This is a genomic window from Oceanimonas pelagia, assembly GCF_030849025.1.
Classification (GTDB): domain Bacteria; phylum Pseudomonadota; class Gammaproteobacteria; order Enterobacterales; family Aeromonadaceae; genus Oceanimonas; species Oceanimonas pelagia.
The window spans coordinates 23,960-39,985 of record NZ_CP118224.1 but is presented as its reverse complement, the minus strand read 5'-3'; the positions used below and the strand labels follow the sequence as shown (position 1 = coordinate 39,985).

At 62.3% G+C, this 16,026-nt stretch carries 13 protein-coding genes; 5 read left to right on the top strand and 8 right to left on the bottom strand.

Translation table 11 applies throughout. The annotated features are described in order from the left end of the window. Positions 1–254 precede the first annotated feature (254 nt). Both PU634_RS00185 and PU634_RS00180 read right to left on the bottom strand, forming a co-directional pair. A complete protein-coding gene (locus tag PU634_RS00185; protein WP_306763631.1) occupies positions 255–1,511 on the bottom strand; it encodes a mechanosensitive ion channel family protein in 1,257 nt (418 codons plus the stop codon). Between the two features lie 90 nt (positions 1,512–1,601). Then, the gene (locus PU634_RS00180) at positions 1,602–2,279 is read right to left on the bottom strand and encodes a glutathione S-transferase (RefSeq protein ID WP_306762074.1); all 678 of its coding nucleotides are present in this window, start codon (positions 2,277–2,279) and stop codon (positions 1,602–1,604) included. Between the two features lie 148 nt (positions 2,280–2,427). Here PU634_RS00180 and PU634_RS00175 point away from each other — a divergent pair, with 148 nt between their 5' ends. Next, entirely contained in the window at positions 2,428–3,891 is a 1,464-nt protein-coding gene (locus PU634_RS00175) for a DUF3360 family protein (RefSeq protein WP_306762073.1), read from the top strand. Positions 3,892–4,029: 138 nt separating this feature from the next. Here PU634_RS00175 and sbcC read toward each other — a convergent pair whose 3' ends face one another. Together sbcC and sbcD are read right to left on the bottom strand one after the other, a co-directional pair. Then, positions 4,030–7,428 carry an exonuclease subunit SbcC gene (sbcC, locus tag PU634_RS00170; protein ID WP_306762072.1) on the bottom strand — a complete coding sequence of 1,133 codons (3,399 nt, stop codon included), beginning with the start codon at positions 7,426–7,428 and terminating at the stop codon, positions 4,030–4,032. Then, positions 7,425–8,642: an exonuclease subunit SbcD gene (sbcD, locus tag PU634_RS00165; protein ID WP_306762071.1), complete on the bottom strand. Its 1,218-nt coding sequence runs from the start codon at positions 8,640–8,642 to the stop codon at positions 7,425–7,427. The genes sbcC and sbcD overlap by 4 nt, the downstream gene beginning before the upstream one ends. A gap of 125 nt (positions 8,643–8,767) precedes the next feature. Here sbcD and PU634_RS00160 point away from each other — a divergent pair, with 125 nt between their 5' ends. Next, complete coding sequence (locus PU634_RS00160; protein ID WP_306762070.1) at positions 8,768–9,673, top strand: DMT family transporter; 906 nt, start codon at positions 8,768–8,770, stop codon at positions 9,671–9,673. Here the strand turns inward: PU634_RS00160 and PU634_RS00155 are convergent. After that, positions 9,670–10,290, bottom strand: coding sequence for a glutathione S-transferase family protein (locus tag PU634_RS00155; protein ID WP_306762069.1), 621 nt, complete (start codon positions 10,288–10,290; stop codon positions 9,670–9,672). The genes PU634_RS00160 and PU634_RS00155 overlap by 4 nt on opposite strands. A gap of 149 nt (positions 10,291–10,439) precedes the next feature. Beyond that, positions 10,440–10,961 (bottom strand): MarR family winged helix-turn-helix transcriptional regulator, encoded by a 522-nt coding sequence (locus PU634_RS00150; RefSeq protein WP_306762068.1) that lies wholly within the window; start codon positions 10,959–10,961, stop codon positions 10,440–10,442. A 161-nt stretch (positions 10,962–11,122) separates the two neighbouring features. Here PU634_RS00150 and PU634_RS00145 point away from each other — a divergent pair, with 161 nt between their 5' ends. Further along, on the top strand, positions 11,123–11,584 hold the full coding sequence (locus PU634_RS00145; protein WP_306762067.1) for a c-type cytochrome: 462 nt from the start codon (positions 11,123–11,125) through the stop codon (positions 11,582–11,584). Positions 11,585–11,688: 104 nt separating this feature from the next. Here PU634_RS00145 and rep read toward each other — a convergent pair whose 3' ends face one another. Then, on the bottom strand, positions 11,689–13,707 hold the full coding sequence (rep, locus tag PU634_RS00140) for a DNA helicase Rep (protein WP_306762066.1): 2,019 nt from the start codon (positions 13,705–13,707) through the stop codon (positions 11,689–11,691). A 122-nt stretch (positions 13,708–13,829) separates the two neighbouring features. Between rep and PU634_RS00135 the strand changes: the two genes are divergently transcribed. Both PU634_RS00135 and csdE read left to right on the top strand, forming a co-directional pair. Further along, positions 13,830–15,044 carry an aminotransferase class V-fold PLP-dependent enzyme gene (locus tag PU634_RS00135; protein ID WP_306762065.1) on the top strand — a complete coding sequence of 405 codons (1,215 nt, stop codon included), beginning with the start codon at positions 13,830–13,832 and terminating at the stop codon, positions 15,042–15,044. After that, entirely contained in the window at positions 15,044–15,466 is a 423-nt protein-coding gene (gene csdE / locus PU634_RS00130; protein ID WP_306762064.1) for a cysteine desulfurase sulfur acceptor subunit CsdE, read from the top strand. The genes PU634_RS00135 and csdE overlap by 1 nt, the downstream gene beginning before the upstream one ends. Before the next feature lie 228 nt (positions 15,467–15,694). Here csdE and PU634_RS00125 read toward each other — a convergent pair whose 3' ends face one another. Continuing rightward, on the bottom strand, positions 15,695–15,976 hold the full coding sequence (locus tag PU634_RS00125; protein ID WP_208321744.1) for a GIY-YIG nuclease family protein: 282 nt from the start codon (positions 15,974–15,976) through the stop codon (positions 15,695–15,697). Between the last annotated feature and the right edge of the window lie 50 nt (positions 15,977–16,026).

Sequence of the window (16,026 nt, the reverse complement as noted above, 5' to 3'; positions counted from 1 at the left end):
TTCATTCGATTCTTAATATAGCCCAGGTAATACCCGGACGAGCCTGTATTTACTCATAAAAATTAGAAAGAACCCATTCGAGAACCCATGTCCACTGACCCTGTTATAACCGTGCGACCTAAGAAGGCGGCTGATATTTCATCAGCCCGGTAAATAGACACTTTCCTGGCCATGTCGCCGTGGTGGTGAGAACCGGGCCGTGGCATCGCACAGCCCGTTACCTGCCTCCGGAACCGGGCGGGGTAATGCCCTGTTCATACCACTTTTTTGTATGACCCCGCCGCGGACACTCCCGCCAGCATGCGCAGATCAAAGCCGGTAGGATTCTGGTGCAACCGCAGATCAAACTCGGGCAGCACGGCGAAGATATGATCAAAGATATCGGCCTGAATGTTCTCGTACTCCGCCCACCGGGTGGTGCTGGTAAAGGCGTAGATCTCAATGGGAATGCCCTCACTGCCGGACTCCAGCTGGCGCACCATCAGGGTCATCTGCTGATGAATATGTGGGTGCTGGCGCAGCAAGGCCGCCAGATAGGCCCGAAAGGTACCCAGATTGGTCAGGCGCCGGCCATTGACCAGCGAGCTCATGTCGGCCGGCTGCTCACTGTTGTGGCGGCTGATTTCCCGCACCTTGTCACTGAGGTAACCATCGAGCAGGTGTGCCTTCTGCAGCCGGCGAATGTCCTCTTCGTCAAGAAAGCGCACGCTGGTGGCATCGAGTCGCAGGCTGCGCTTGATACGCCGACCACCCGACTCGCTCATGCCACGCCAGTTCTTGAAGGAGTCGGAGATCAGGGCATGGGTAGGAATGGTGGTAATGGTGTGATCCCAGTTTTGCACCTTGACCGTGGTCAGGCCAATGTCAATCACCTCGCCGTCGGCACCGTAGCGGCCCATTTCCAGCCAGTCGCCCACCGCCAGCATGTCGTTGGCAGAGAGCTGAATGCCCGCCACCAGGCCCAGAATGGGATCCTTGAACACCAGCATCAGCACCGCCGTCATGGCGCCCAGGCCGCTCAGCAAAATCACCGGCGACTTGCCGATAAGGGTAGAAACAATCAGCAGGCCAATAAAAATGCTGGCCAGCAGTTTCACGCTCTGAAAAATGCCCCGCAGCGGAAAGGCACGCATGGCCGGACGCTGGCGAAAAATATCGAGCAGGGCATCCAGCAGGGAATAGAGCGACAGCAGGGCATACAGCAGGATCCATAAATTGGCCGCGGTCTGAATGGAGGGCAGCAGCAGCGTGCCGCTTTCCAGCCAGAGCCCGGCCTGAATATAAATGATGATGCCCTGCAGGGTCAGCGCCAGCCGGCCAAACAGCTTGCGCTCGAAAAAGGCCCGCCGCCAGATGCGCTGAGTGCCGCGGGTCCGGCCTTCAACCCAGCGCAGCACCACCCGGTGCAGCACAAAGTGAATGCCCAGAGACATTATCACAATCAACCCCAGCGCAATGCCGGTGTAAGCCAGCTTGGCAAACTGGGGCACATACTGGTTGAGCCAGGGCATCAGCCAGCCTTCCAGATCCTTGACCTCGTTCATTATTGCTACCCGTGTTGTTGGCATGAGCCGTCATGCTACCGGCTGCGTGAAGTGCCATCAAATGTCCGGCCCGTAACGGTAGTCGCCACCGGCCTTGAGTGCCCGCCGGTAGGCCGGCCTGGCCTGAATGGCATTCACATAGGCCCGCAACCGGGGAAAACGGTCGGCCAGCGCCGGGCTGTGCATGGCGGCCTCCAGGGGAAAGCTCATCTGAATGTCGGCGGCGCCAAACCGCGTGCCGCCGAACCACTCGTGGCAGGACAGATGATCCGCCACAAAGTTGAGATGGGTATGGATCTGCCCGTCGAGAAAGGCCTTGTTTACCCCCGCCACGATTTTGCCCACCAGGGGGCGCACAAAAAACGGCATCGGCGCCTGCCTGACCCGTTCAAACACAAAACGCATCAGCAGCGGCGGCATCAGCGAGCCCTCGGCGTAATGCAGCCAGTACACATACTGCCACCACTCGGCGGTTTCACGCTCGGGCAGCAGGGTGGCGGCGCCGTAACGCTGGGCCAGATAGTCGACAATGGCGCCCGATTCGGCGAGGGTCAGCTCGCCGTCGGTCAGCACCGGTGACTTGCCCAGCCCGTGTATGGTCTTCAGGCTCCCGGGGGCCAGCCCGGTATCGGCATCGCGCCGGTAGCGCACCAGCTGATAGTCCAGCTCCAGCTCTTCCAGCAACCACAAAACGCGCTGGGCGCGGGAATGCTCCAGATAATGCAGGGTGATCATCAGGGTCTCCTTTTAAGTCGTGAGCCTTCACCAGACCAAAATGTAACAAAAATGTTTTAAGACTTATGTCCAATGGTGACAGCCGTTAACAGGCCTTAGGATGGCAAGCGCTTAAACAGGGAAAGTATTATTCATCGAGGAGATGACCATGTCTGATGCACCATCCCAGACCTACCGCTCTCAGCGCAAACCCCGCAGCCACTTCGACAACCGGGCCGCCTATCTTGAGCACGAGCTGTCCATCATGTCGCCCCGCCGCTGGGGCATCAACCTGCCGTTTCGCGACTACAGCTTTGAACTGGAAGATCTGGTGCCGGCGCTGGCGGCCACCATCGGCAAAATCGTGATGGTCGCAGCCGTGGTGGCGGCCTTTGCCGGCCCGCTGGGGCTGAGCGACGCCTTCGTGGTGGAGAACGTCCGCTTTGAAATGCTGATCGCGGCGCTGCTGTTCGTGATTTTGTTCTCGGGCTTTATCAACCCCAACGCCAACCTGGCCGGTACCCACGGCCCCATGATTCCGCTGATCCCGCTGATCGTCGCCTCCGGCGGTCATCCGCTGGCACTCGGACTGATGGTGGGCCTGCTGGGGCTGCTGCTCAGCATCAGCAAGGGCGGCAGCAAGCTGATGGCGCTCACCAGCGACGGGGTGCGCGGCGGCCTGCTGATTTATCTCGGTGCCATGGGCCTGCTCAGCCAGATCAAGGCGCTCACCGCCTGGGCCAACGGACTGGAGATGGGTTACATCGCCTTTGTGGTGATCCTCGCCACCATTATCATGTATGCCCTGCTGGCCCGGCTGGAAATGCGCTGGCTGTCCATTCCACTCGGCTCCGGCATCGCCTTTCTCATCGCCATCGTCCTGGGCGCGCCGTTCGAGTTTGTCACCGAGCCCGGCATTCCTCACCTGAGCCCGTCCTACTGGTGGGGTGACAACACCGGCTGGCAGATGGGCTGGCCCGGCCTGCAGCACTTCATCAGCGTGGCACCCTTCGCCGTGCTGGCGGTAGCCATGTGGTCGCCCGACTTTATGGGTCACCGGGTCTTCCAGGAGCTGAACTATCCGAAAAATGCCAACAAGGTGCTGATGAACGTGGACGACACCATGGCCGTGGCCTCGGTACGTCAGGCCGTGGGCAGCGTGCTGGGCGGCGGTAACCTGGCGTCGTCCTGGGGCACCTACATGATCCCCGCCGCCATTGCCAAGCGCCCCATTCCCGCCGGCGCCGTGCTCACCGGGCTGTTTTGCGTGATCGCCGCGCTCTGGGGTTATCCCATGGATCTGGCGGTATGGGCGCCGGTGCTGCGGGTGGCGCTGATCGTGGGGGTATTCATGCCGCTGCTGGAAGCCGGCATGCAGATGACCCGTAACACCACCAGCAGCCAGTCGGCCGGCATAGTGGTGTTCGCCTCCGCCTTTGTGAACCCGGTGTTCGGCTGGTCCATGACCATGCTGCTGGACAATCTGGGCCTGATTGGCGACAAGGAACGCGGCAAGAAACTGCGCCTGATGGACCGCTGGGTGATTCCGGGCATTACCTTTGTCATTCTGCTGGCCATCATGGCCGCCGTGGGCATGCTGCCGGGCATTCCGGCACTGATCACCGCAGAGTAACGTTTCCCGATAATGTAAAAGCCGGAGCATTGCTCCGGCTTTTTTATTACCTGCGCAGTGAGGGGTGAGGAGTGAGGAGACCCACAACAACTCCCCGGTATTTTCTTCTCACCCCTGTCCCCTCACTCCTCTCTTCCTTTACCCCTCACCGTTAAAAGCGAACTCCGGCGCCAGCCGGCTCAATCCCAGCCCCTGGCCCTTGCTGAGCCTGATCTGCACCGGCACCCGCTCCTTCAGCGCCTCGATATGGCTGATCACGCCAATCATCTTGCCACTGGCGTTAAGGGCATCCAGAGCATCCAGGGCCACCTCCAGGGTATCGGCGTCCAGAGTGCCAAAGCCTTCGTCCAGAAACAGCGAGTCAATGCGGGTCTTGCTGCTCACCAGGTCCGACAAGGCCAGCGCCAGCGCCAGGCTCACCAGAAAACTCTCGCCTCCCGACAGGGTCTGGGTATCCCGGGATACATCCGCCTGCCAGGTGTCGATCACCGACAGCTCCAGTTCAACATGTTCGTTGCGGGCCAGCCGGTAACGACCGTGCAACCGTTCCAGCCGGCGATTGGCCAGATGTACCAGATGCTCCAGGGTCAGCCCCTGCGCAAAGCGACGGTAGCGGGCACCGTCGGCAGAGCCGATCAGGCTGTTGAGCTGCTCCCAGCGCTGCAACCGATGGCGGGCCAGCTCAATCTCGTCCAGCAACGCCTGCTGCCGGCCGCGCTGGGCCGCGTCGTGCTCCAGCCGTTCATCCAGCCGGCCCAGTTGCTGCTGCAGCGCGTTTTCCGCCTGCTGCTGAGTGTCTTCGCGCTGTTGTAACACCGCGAGCGCCTCGGGGGCCGTGTCTCCCAGCTGGCGCCAGGCCCGCTCGGCCTGGGCCAGCCGGTCTGCCGCCAGTGCCAGTGCCTGTTGCAGTGCCTGCAGCCGGGTTTGCAGTTGCCGGCGTTCGTCCTCTTGCAGATAAGCGGCGAGGAAGCCGGCCTCGTCGGCAAAGGGGCTGGCGGCCAGGGCCTGCTGCCAGGAGATGCACGCCTCGGCGAGCGTCTGCTCAAGGAGCGCCTGCTGTTGCCGCTCCTGTTCCAGCAGAGCGTTCTGGCGCAGCAGCTCGTCGCTGAGCGCCCGCAGTTGGGCGTCGGCCTCATGGGCCTTGGCCAGTGGATCGGCGGCACGCACGGGCTCACCGTCGGGCAGCCCCAGCGCCTGCCAGTGCTCCTGCCAGCGCCGGACCAGGCCTGCCGCCTCGCCGAGCTCGGTAGCCAGTTGCTGGCGCTGGCTCTCCAGCTGGCGCATGGCCTGCTGCTGTTGCTGCCAGCCTTGCCACTGCCGCTCGGTTTGCTGCAACCAGCCATGCCAGCTCTCGGGCCGGTGCCCCACGCTGGCGGTGAGCGACTGCTCCAGTGCATGGATTTGCCCTGCCAACGCCTGCTGCTCGGTGATCTGCTGCTGCCGTTCACGTTGCAGGCCTTGTTGCTGTTGCGCCAGCAACTGCTGTTGGTGCTCAAGTTCACCAACCCGGCTGGCGGCGGCTTGGCTGGCCTGCACCGCCCGGTTCAGGGCAGCGGCGACGGCTTCCAGCCGCTCGCTTTGTTGCTCCAGCCGCGCCAGCTGCTGCCGGCGCTCATGCAGCGCCTCACTCCAGTCGTCGGCGGGCAGGGCCAGCGCCTGCACCCGCTCTGTTTGCTGCGCCATGTGCTGCTCAATGGCCTTGTTCAGGCTGTGCAGCCGCTGTCTGGCCTGCTCCAGCGCCGCCTTGTGCTCCGCCTGCTGCGTGCCCAGCCGGGTACCCAGTTGCTCGGTGGCATCCAGCTCCGCCTGTTTTTGTTGCAACTCCCTGGCGGTGCCGTCGTCCAGACTGCGGTAATCCTCAATGGCCGGGTGCGACAGGCTGCCGCACAGCGGGCAGGCTTCGCCAGGCTGCAAGCGGCTTCTGTGCTCGTCCAGCGAACGGATCAGTGTTTCCTGCTCCAGCAGACGGGTCTTGTCGCGCACCTGCTCCTTGAGCAGGCGATACCGTTCACGCACCTGAGCCAGCTGCTGCTCCCCCTGTTGCCACTCGGGCTCAAGCCGGGCCAGTCTCTGCTGCTCCTGGTGCCGTTCATTCCGCAACTCTCGCAGCCGCTCATCTCCCTGTTGCAACGCCAGCCACCGGGACTGCTGCTGACGCAGCTGCTGCAGCCGGGCCTTCAGTCCGGCCTCGCTGTCGCCCTCCAGCACATGCGTCAGCGCCTGCTGTTGTTGCCGGCACAGCTGTTCGGCCTGCTCACGGGCCTGCTCCGCCGCCAGCCGCTGCCGTCCCAGCGCCTGTTGTTCTTCTTCAAGTCGCTGCTGCTCCTGATCGTTTTGCCGCAGCCGGGCCAGCAATGTCTGCGCCTGCTGCTGTAACCGGTGCAGTTGTTCCACCGTGGCGCGCCAGCCCGCCAGCTGCTCACCCAGACGTTCTCCGGCGGTATTGGCCGCCATGGCCGAGGCCAGTTGCCGGCACTGCCGTTCAAGCTGCTCATCCTGCGCCAGCAGGGCCTGATGATGCTGACGACTGAACGACAGCCCCTGCCAGCTGCACCGGTTGCGCTGCGCCAGAAGCGTGTTCAGGCCGGTTTCGCGCCGCTCTCGCTGGGCACTCAGGGCCGTAAGCGTTTCTCGCTGTTGCTGCACTTGCTGCCATTGCGGCTGCAACCGGGCCGCCGGCTCGCTCTGCGCCAGTTTGCGCTGCTCGGGCGCGGCTTCATTCAGCGCCGCCTGAGCCTGCTGATGTGCCTGCCGAGCCTGGGCCAGTTGCTGTTCGCATTGATCCCACTGCCGCCGGTGCTGCAACGCCGACCGGGTTTGTTGCAGCGCCTGCTGCCCCTTGGCCAGCTCATGAGCAGCCCGGGCACGCTGCTGCTCAATGGCCCGGCGTTCATCCTCCTCAAGCAGGGCCATGCCCTGCAACTGAGCCTCCTGCCGCGCCAGCGCCTGCCGATGCTCCCGGGTCTGCTCAAACACCCGCTGGGATATGCGGGCGTAAATATCGGTGCCGGTAAGCTCTTCCAGCAGCTCGGCGCGTTCGTTGGCGTCGGCGTGCAAAAAGGCGGCAAAGCCCCCCTGGGCCAGCATCATGGATTTGGTGAAGCGGCCAAAGTCGAGGCCGGTGAGGGTTTCCGTCAGTTTGAGCTTGTCGTTGATCTTGTCGGTAAGGATCTCGCCGTTCCGCCTGGCCAGCTCCACCCTGGGCGCCTGCAGCTTGCCGCTCGCCTTGCCCCGGGCCCGGCGCTGGCTCCAGAAGGCCCGGTAGCCCTCGCCCTTGACCTCAAATTCCACCTCCGCCAGGCAGTCGGCGGTGTGCCGGGTCATCAGCTCGTTGCTGCCGGCAGACACGGTTTTCATGCGCGGGGTCTGGTGATAAAGCGCCAGGCAGATGGCGTCGAGCAGGGTGGTCTTGCCGGCACCGGTGGGGCCGGTGATGGCAAACAGGCCGTTGTCGGCAAAAGGCGCCTGCGTAAAGTCGATTTTCCACTCGCCCTGCAGGGAGTTGAGATTTTTCAGCCGCAAGCTCAGAATTTTCATGCCGGCTCCTCCAGGCTCGCCAACACCTGAGCATAAAGCTCAGTCAGCCCAGCTTCATCGTCCTGCGCCAGTTCCTCAACCGCCAGCCGCCGCTCAAACACCTGCTGCGGGGTCAGCTCGCTCAGGGTTTCCTTTTGCTCGGCCACCAGGGCCGCACCGCGCTCGCGCCGGCCCCGGCGCACCATCAGTACCTCGACGTGCAGCCCGTCGCACAGAGCCTGCACCCTGGGCTGCAAATCACTCAAGTAGTCGTCTTCGGTGACGGTCACCTCCAGCCACACCGGGCGCTCCGCCGTGCCCGCCGAGGCGACCTCGGGCAGCGCCGTTTCCAGCGCCTTCAGGCTGCCCGTTACCCGCCCCAGGGGCTGAAACACCGGTACCGGCACCGGCGTGACACTCTGCAGGCCGCAGGTGCCCAGTTCCACCAGCAGCACCTGCTTTTGCTGGCCGGCTTCATCAAAGCTCAGCGCCAGCGGCGCGCCGCTGTAACGAATGTGCTCGCACCCGCCCACCTTTTGCGGCTTGTGTATGTGCCCGAGGGCAATGTAGTCGGCAGGTGGAAAGGCGCCGGCGGGAAAAGCCTCCAGGGTGCCGATGTAAATGTCCCGCACCGAGTCACTGCGGCTGGCCCCCACGGTAGTGAGGTGACCGGTGGCGATAATGGGCAGCTCACCGCCCAGCGCAACACGGCGGGCCTGCGCCCGTTCAAACAGCTGCTGATAGTGCGCCGCAATGGCCTGCTGCAGCGCCCGGCTTTTGTCGTCGGCGCTGTCGCCGGCCCGGCTTTCCAGCAGATCCCGCGGGCGCAGAAAGGGAATGGCGCAGAGCAGCGCCGCCGGCTCGCCGGCCCGGTTGACCAGGGTAATCAGCTGCTGCTCCGGCTCGGCCTGCACCCCGGGGATCACCCGCACCCTGAGGGCATCCAGCAGTTCACGGGACTCATTGAGCATGGCCACCGAATCGTGGTTGCCGCCCAGCAGCACCAGGCCGGCGCCGGTGCGGCTCATGGCCACCACAAAGTTGTGGTACAGCTCGCGGGCATAGCTGGGCGGCGTGCCGGTATCGAAAATGTCGCCGGCCACCAGCACCGCATCCACCTTGTGGTGATGCACCTGCTCGACCAGCCAGGCAAGAAAGGCGGCGTGCTCGTCGAGCCGGGTCTTGCCCATGAAGTGCTGGCCCAGATGCCAGTCGGAAGTGTGCAGAATGCGCATGAGAGCCCTTGTGTACGTTCGGGAGTGTCGGCTATTAAACCCGCTCGGCGACGGCGGTGCAATTGGCCTTGGTCTGGCGGCAAAACTTGCTAGACTGGCGTCCTGCCTTTTTTGTTTGTTGCCCCATGCCGTTTTCCTACGACTTTCTCGCCCTGGCGGCCGCCGCCTGCTGGGCCGTGTCCAGCCTGCTGTCTGCCAGTGCCGCCCGCCACCTGGGCGCCTTTGCCTATTCCCGCTGGCGCATGTTCTGCGTCAGCCTCATGCTGTGGGCCGCGGCCCTGATCACCGGCGGCTGGGCCAGCCTGAATGCGCCGGCGCTGGGGATCATGGCGGCGTCGGGACTGATTGGCATTTTTATCGGTGACACCGCCCTCTATGCCGCCATGAACCGGCTGGGGCCGCGCCGGGCCAGCGTGCTGTTTGCCACCCATGCGCTGTTTTCGGTGGTGTTGGGTTATGCACTGTTTGACGAGCGTATCGGCGGCCGGGCGCTGGCCGGCGGCGTGCTGCTGGTGGGGGGCGTGATGACCGCCATTTTCTTTGGCCGGCGCGGCAGCGAAACCCATGCCTGGGAGCAGGATAACGGCAGCCCCTGGCCGGGCATCGCGCTTGGGCTGCTGTCGGCCCTGTGCCAGTCGGTGGCGACCCTGATGGTCAAGCCCATCATGGAGGGGAACGTGGATCCGGTGGCGGCCTCAGCGGTGCGCATGACCACGGCCTTTGTGGCGCATCTGGCCCTGCTGTGGTGCGGGCTGGCGGTGGCCAGGCCACTGCAGCGCATTAACTGGCCGGTGTTTGGCATGGTGGCGCTGAACGCCTTTCTGGCCATGGGGGTGGGCATGACCCTGATTTTGCTGGCGCTGCGTTATGGTGAAGTGGGCATGGTGGCCATGCTGAGCTCGGTGAGTCCGGTGCTGGTGCTGCCACTGCTGTGGCTGGTGATGAAACGCCGGCCCGCCGGTGGCGCCTGGATGGGCGCCCTGGCTACCGTGATTGGCACGGCGTTGATTGTAACCCGCCAGGCGGGTTAAAGACCCAGGCCTTCTTCGTCGAGCGCCCGGCGCACGCCGGCGTCCTCCTTCATGTCCTGGAAGTGGCGGGCCAAGTGGGGATAGGCATTCAGTCCCTCGGGCAGCACCCGGGTGGCCCAGTATTCATAGGCAAAGGCGCAGGCGTCGACAATGCTTCTGTGCTCGTCCATATACCAGGTCCGGCTGGCCAGGTGATTGTCCATGCGCTGCAGAAAGGGCGCCACCCGGGCAGGCACCGCCGCCTTGATGGCATCGTGGGCGGCAAAACTGCGGTCCGAGGTGTATTTCTGGGGGGCGAAAAACGGCACAAAGGCGTTGTAGACATCGGCGTTCAGAAAACTCAGCCAGTAGTCGCACTGGTATTGCAACACGGGATCGGTTCCCGGCCCCAGGTGCTCGCCCTCCGGCAGGCGGGCCAGATAGCGCAGAATGGCGCTGTTCTGGTACAGGGCGCCCATGTCATCGGTCATCAGCACCGGCACCGCGGCCATGTAATTGATCTTTAGAAACGCCGGATCCCGCGTGTCGGCCAGCTCCAGTTCAAAGGGGGACTCCAGCCAGCACAGCACTATGTGCGGCGCCAGGGAGCAGGCTCCCGGCTTGTAATACAGTTTCATCAAATAACACCTCCTTGATATGACAATCGGGCACAGGGGCGCGCAAGCCCCTGTCACCAACCTGTATCAAGTATTGGCAGGGAATGAAAAATTGGCGACGCTTCCACAAGAAATGTCGCCAATTGAGTATCTGAAAGGTGAGCCCTGCCTCAGTCTTCCACCGCCAGCAGCATTTTCTTTAACAGCGCGGCAAACTGTTGTTGTTCTTCGGCAGACAAGGTGCCGGCCAGCTCGGCCTCGGCGGCCAGATGGTTCTTCACCGCTTCCTCCACCACCCTGAAGCCGTCATCGGTCAGGGTGACAATCACCCCCCGACGGTCGTGATCCGCCTGGGCCCGGGTCACCAGCCCCCGGCTTTCCAGCCGGTTGATGCGGTTGGTGAGCGCACCGGAAGAAATCAGCACCATGCTCTGCAGCTGGTTGGGAGACAGCTGAAAACAGGGCGGGTGCCGGCGCAGCGCCGCCAGCACGTCGAACTCGCCCACATTGAGATCAAAGCGGGCCAGATCCTGCAAGACCCGGCGGGTGATGAAGTATTCCAGCCGCACCACCCGGCCGATAACCTGGGTGCTGTCAAAATTCAGATCGGGGCGGGCCCGTTGCCACAGGGTCACTATGCGATCGATCTGATCCATCAGGCCGTTGGTAGATTGCGTGTGGTTGTCGTTCATTGTTTTTGGTTCTTCCCGAAAGTCATTTTGATATCAAGACAATCTACATCATAACATAAAGCTCAGGCGCTAAACCCCGGTCCAATATCGGGATATTCGCCGTCCGGCGCATTTAATGACCATGATTCTTGGGGTATACTCGCCGGGTTTAACGGAAAACAATGAACGCCAACTGGGAGAATGAAAAGGTGAGCCTGTTTAAAAACCTGTTGCTTGCCGGTGTTGCCGCTGCTTCGCTGAGTGGTATGGCCTACGCCGCCAATGATATGTCGCCTGAAGCCATTGCCGAGCGCACCAAGCCGGTGGGCAGCGTGTATACCGCCGCCGATCTGGAAGGTATCGTCGACACTGCCGCCACCGGCAACAGCGGCGAGCCCGCCGAGCCCCGCAGCGGCGAAGCGGTTTACACCGCCGCCTGCTCCGCCTGTCACGGCACCGGTGCCGCCGGCGCACCCATCAAGGGTGATGCCGATGCCTGGGGTCCGCGCGTGGCCAAGGGACGTGACACCCTGCTGGATCACGCCCTGAACGGCTTTAATGGCATGCCGGCCCGTGGCGCCTGTGGCAACTGCTCCGACGAAGAAATCGCCAACGCCGTTGACTACATGATGAACGCCATCTGAGTCACGCCGTTCACGTAGTAAAAAAGCCGCAGCAATGCGGCTTTTTTATTTTGAAATTAAGGGTGAAATGTAAGACGTGAGACGAACGTCAGACATCTTACCTTTTACGTCTTTCGATTCAGCATGGCCCGCAGGCTGGCCACGCCGGCCTGGCCCTTTTGCATGCGCTCGCCCTCGCTCTGGGGCTTGCGGTTGTGCTCCCAGTCCAGATCCTGCTGGGGCAGCTCCAGCAGAAAGCGGCTGGGCTCGGGACGGACGGTTTCACCGTATTGCCGCCGCTCCCGGCACAGGGTAAAGGTCAGCGCCTGCTGGGCCCGGGTAATGCCCACATAGGCCAGGCGGCGCTCTTCCTCGATGTTGTCTTCGTCAATGCTGCTCTGGTGGGGCAGCAGGCCTTCCTCCATACCCACCATAAACACAAAGGGAAACTCCAGGCCCTTGGAGGCGTGCAGGGTCATCAGTTGCACCTGTTCGCCGTCGTCCTCGTCTTCGCCCCGCTCCATCATGTCGCGCAGGGTCAGGCGGGTCACCACCTGGGGCAGGGTCATGGCCTCTTCCAGCTCCGAGCCCTCCAGCATCTGGCTGACCCACTTGAACAGGGTGGAGACGTTCTGCATGCGCATTTCGGCGGCCCGGGGGCTGGGGGAGCTTTCGTACAGCCATTCTTCGTAGTGAATGTCCTTGATCATGTCGCGCACCGCTTCCACCGCATTGCCCCGGGCGGCCTCGTCGCCCAACCGCACCAGCCAGTCGCTGAAGGCGCGCACCGCCACCAGCCCCCGGCCGGTGAGAGTCTGCTCCAGCCCCAGCTCAAAGCTGGCGGCAAACAGGCTCTTGCCCCGCTGGTTGGCGTAGGTGCCGAGCTTTTCCAGGGTGGTGGGGCCAATTTCCCGCCGCGGCGTGTTCACCACCCGCAGAAAAGCGTTGTCGTCGTCCGGGTTCACCAGCAACCGCAGGTAGGCCATGATGTCCTTGATTTCGGTGCGGGAGAAGAACGAGGTGCCGCCGCTGATCTTGTAGGGAATGCGGTTGGTCATCAGCGCCTTTTCCAGCAGCCGGGACTGGTGGTTACCCCGGTAAAGAATGGCGTAGTCACCAAACCTGCTGGCGTTCATGAACTTGTGGCCCATGATCTCGGCCACCACCCGCTCCGCCTCGTGCTCCTCGCTCTTGGCGAACAGCACCCGCACCGGCGCCTCGTATTCCATTTCCGAAAACAGCTGCTTCTCGAACACATGAGGGTTGTTGGCGATCAGAATGTTGGCGCACTGCAAAATGCGTCCCCGGGAACGGTAGTTCTGCTGCAGCTTGATCACCTTAAGGCTGGGGTAGTCTTCCTTCAGCAGCACCAGGTTCTGGGGCCGGGCACCGCGCCAGGAGTAAATGGACTGATCGTCGTCCCCCACCACGGTAAAGCGGGCGCGCTCGCCGGCGATGAGCTTGACCAGCTCATACTGGCTGGTGTTGGTGTCCTGATATTCATCCACCAGCAGGTAGCGGATCTTGTTCTGCCAGTAAGCCCGCGCCTCGGCATTGGTCTTGAGCAGCAGGGTGGGCATCAGAATGAGATCGTCGAAGTCCAGGGCGTTGTAAGCCTTCATGTGGCGCTGGTAGCGCTCGTAGCACCGGGCGAACAGCACGGTTTCAGGATCGGTGGCCAGCCGGGCGGCACGGGGCGGCAGCACCAGATCGTTTTTCCAGTTGGAAATGGTGGAGAGCAGCCGGGAGATTTTTTCCTTGTCGCCCTGCAATTCGTTCTCGGTGAGTTCCTTGATCAGCGCCAGCTGATCCTGATCGTCAAACAGGGAAAAGCCTGCTTTTAACCCCAGGGTCTTGTGCTCCCGACGAATGATCTCCAGCCCCAGAGTGTGAAAGGTGGACACCATCAGGCCCCGGGCCTCGCGCTTGCCCAGCGTTTGCGCCACCCGCTCCTTCATCTCCCGCGCCGCCTTGTTGGTAAAGGTCACGGCAGCAATGTGCCGGGCGGAGTAATCGCACTGACGCACCAGGTAGGCGATTTTGTTGGTAATCACCCGGGTCTTGCCGGAGCCGGCACCGGCCAGCACCAGGCAGGGTCCGGCTATGTAGCGTACGGCTTCATCCTGGGCGGGGTTGAGTTTCATGGTGGCTCCTCGGGCATTAAACGGCCGGTGATTTTACCGCCATGGCTTCGCTGGGTGAAGGGTGCCTTGTCATCGGCCCGGCTTTGGCCCATGATCCCGGAAGTTTTTTCTTATGGTTGTGCATGATCGTGGATATTCGAGTACTCAGACGCGACTTCCCTACCCTGGCCCAAATCGTCAATGGCCACCCGCTGGTGTATCTCGACAACGCCGCCACCACCCAGAAACCACAGCCGGTGCTGGATGCGCTCAATCATTACTACCGCGACACCAACGCCAATGTACACCGGGCGTCCCATGCCCTGAGCGGCCAGGCCACCCGTGCCTTTGAGCAGGCCCGGGAAAAAGTGGCGCGTTTTATTCACGCGCCTTCGCCCAGCGAGATCATCTGGACCCGGGGCACCACCGAAGCCATCAACCTGGTGGCCTTCGGCTTTGGCCGGCATTTTCTGCAACAAGACGACGAGATCCTGGTATCCACTTCGGAGCATCACGCCAATATCGTGCCCTGGCAGCAGGTGGCCGCCGCCACCGGCGCCGTGCTGAAGATCATTCCCCTGAGCGGCAGTGCCGAGCTGGATCTGGCCGCCGCCGAGCGGCTGATCACCCCGCGCACCCGGTTGCTGGCCATCGGCCATGTGTCCAATGCGCTGGGTCAGGTCAATCCGGTGGCGGAACTGATTGCCATGGCCAAGGCCGTGGGTGCCGTCACCCTGGTGGACGGCGCTCAGGCGGTGGGTCATTTTCCGGTGGATGTGCAGGCTTTGGGCTGCGATTTTTACGCCTTTTCCGGCCACAAGATGTTTGCCCCCACCGGCATTGGCGTGCTCTATGGCAAAACCGAGTGGCTGGAAAAAATGCCCCCCTGGCAGACCGGCGGCGAGATGATCAAAACCGTCAGCCTTGAACACACCACTTTTGCCGAACCGCCGTTTAAATTCGAGGCCGGCACCCCCAATATTGCCGGGGCCATCGCCCTGGGAGCGGCGGTGGATTACCTGCAGGGGCTGGACAGAGCCGCACTGCAGCGCCACGAGCATGGGCTGCTGACGCAACTGCTGAATGGCCTGACCGCCATGGACGACATTCGCGTGATTGGCCGGCCTCAGGCCGGATCTGTGTCATTTGTGATGGACGAGGTGCACCCCCAGGATCTGGCCACCCTGCTCGATATGCAGGGTATTGCCGTACGTACCGGCCACCACTGTGCCATGCCGCTGATGCAGGCACTGGGGCTGAAAAATGGCACCGTGCGTGCCTCACTTGCCTTCTATAACACCGAAGATGACGTGGCCGCCCTGCTGGCCGGCATCGACAAGGCCCGGGAGCTTTTGTAATGACCCACCCCTTTGGCACCGAGATCACCGACACCGAGATTCGCGCCCTGTTTGCCGCGGCTCAGGGCTGGGAGGCCCGCTACAAGCAACTGATTAAACTGGCCAGGCAGCTGCCCCCAATGGCAGACGAATCCAGGGTGGATGCCAACGCCATTCACGGTTGTGAAAGCCAGGCCTGGCTGGTGGGCGAATGCGGCCAGGATGGCCGCTGGCAGTTTCACTGCGACTCCGACGCCCGCATTGTAAAAGGCCTGATGGCGGTGGTGCTGGCGGCCCTCAGCAACAAAACCAGCGCCGAGATCGCCGCCTTTGATATGGACGCCTATTTCGAGGAGTTGCAGCTGCTCAGCCACCTGAGCCCGTCCCGGGGCAATGGCCTGCGAGCGGTCGTTTCAGCGATTAAAGCCAAAGCCGGAAGCTGAGCCGATCGTCATGCGAAGCATCAGCGCGGTTGCACTCCGCCGACACGCTTCGAGCCCATCCATGGGATGCTCGGCACCTGCCTTCCCTGGCAGGTGACGGTCGGCTCCGGCAATCCCCACTGCTGCTTCGTGAAACATCGACGTTGCCTGCATGCTGTCAGTCAGCTCAGAGCGTTCAGAGGAGGGCAAAGGGTGTCTGCTTCGCCGTGCTCCGGTCATGACAGGACATCAGGATCGAAACTTAGGCCAACGGTTGTAACCAATATCGGGATTGTTGGATTGATATTCCCTAATAAACTCCGATTCCCGGCGATTTATTTCCGCAGCATCGTCCGACTCAAGCAGAATGTCTTTTCTGATAGTCATGCTCTGCCGTTGCTCACGGGTAAAATCTTTGGCAATCAGCTCGTCACTGGCACTACCGAAGTAATTGATGCTGTCAGTCAGATCCTTACCGATATAAATTTTTCCGTTCGGATAAGTTATTTTGTATATAACTTTCAATGACATATCCCTCTCCCTGTCATAGCCTTGGCACTGCGTTTACGCACAACTCAAAC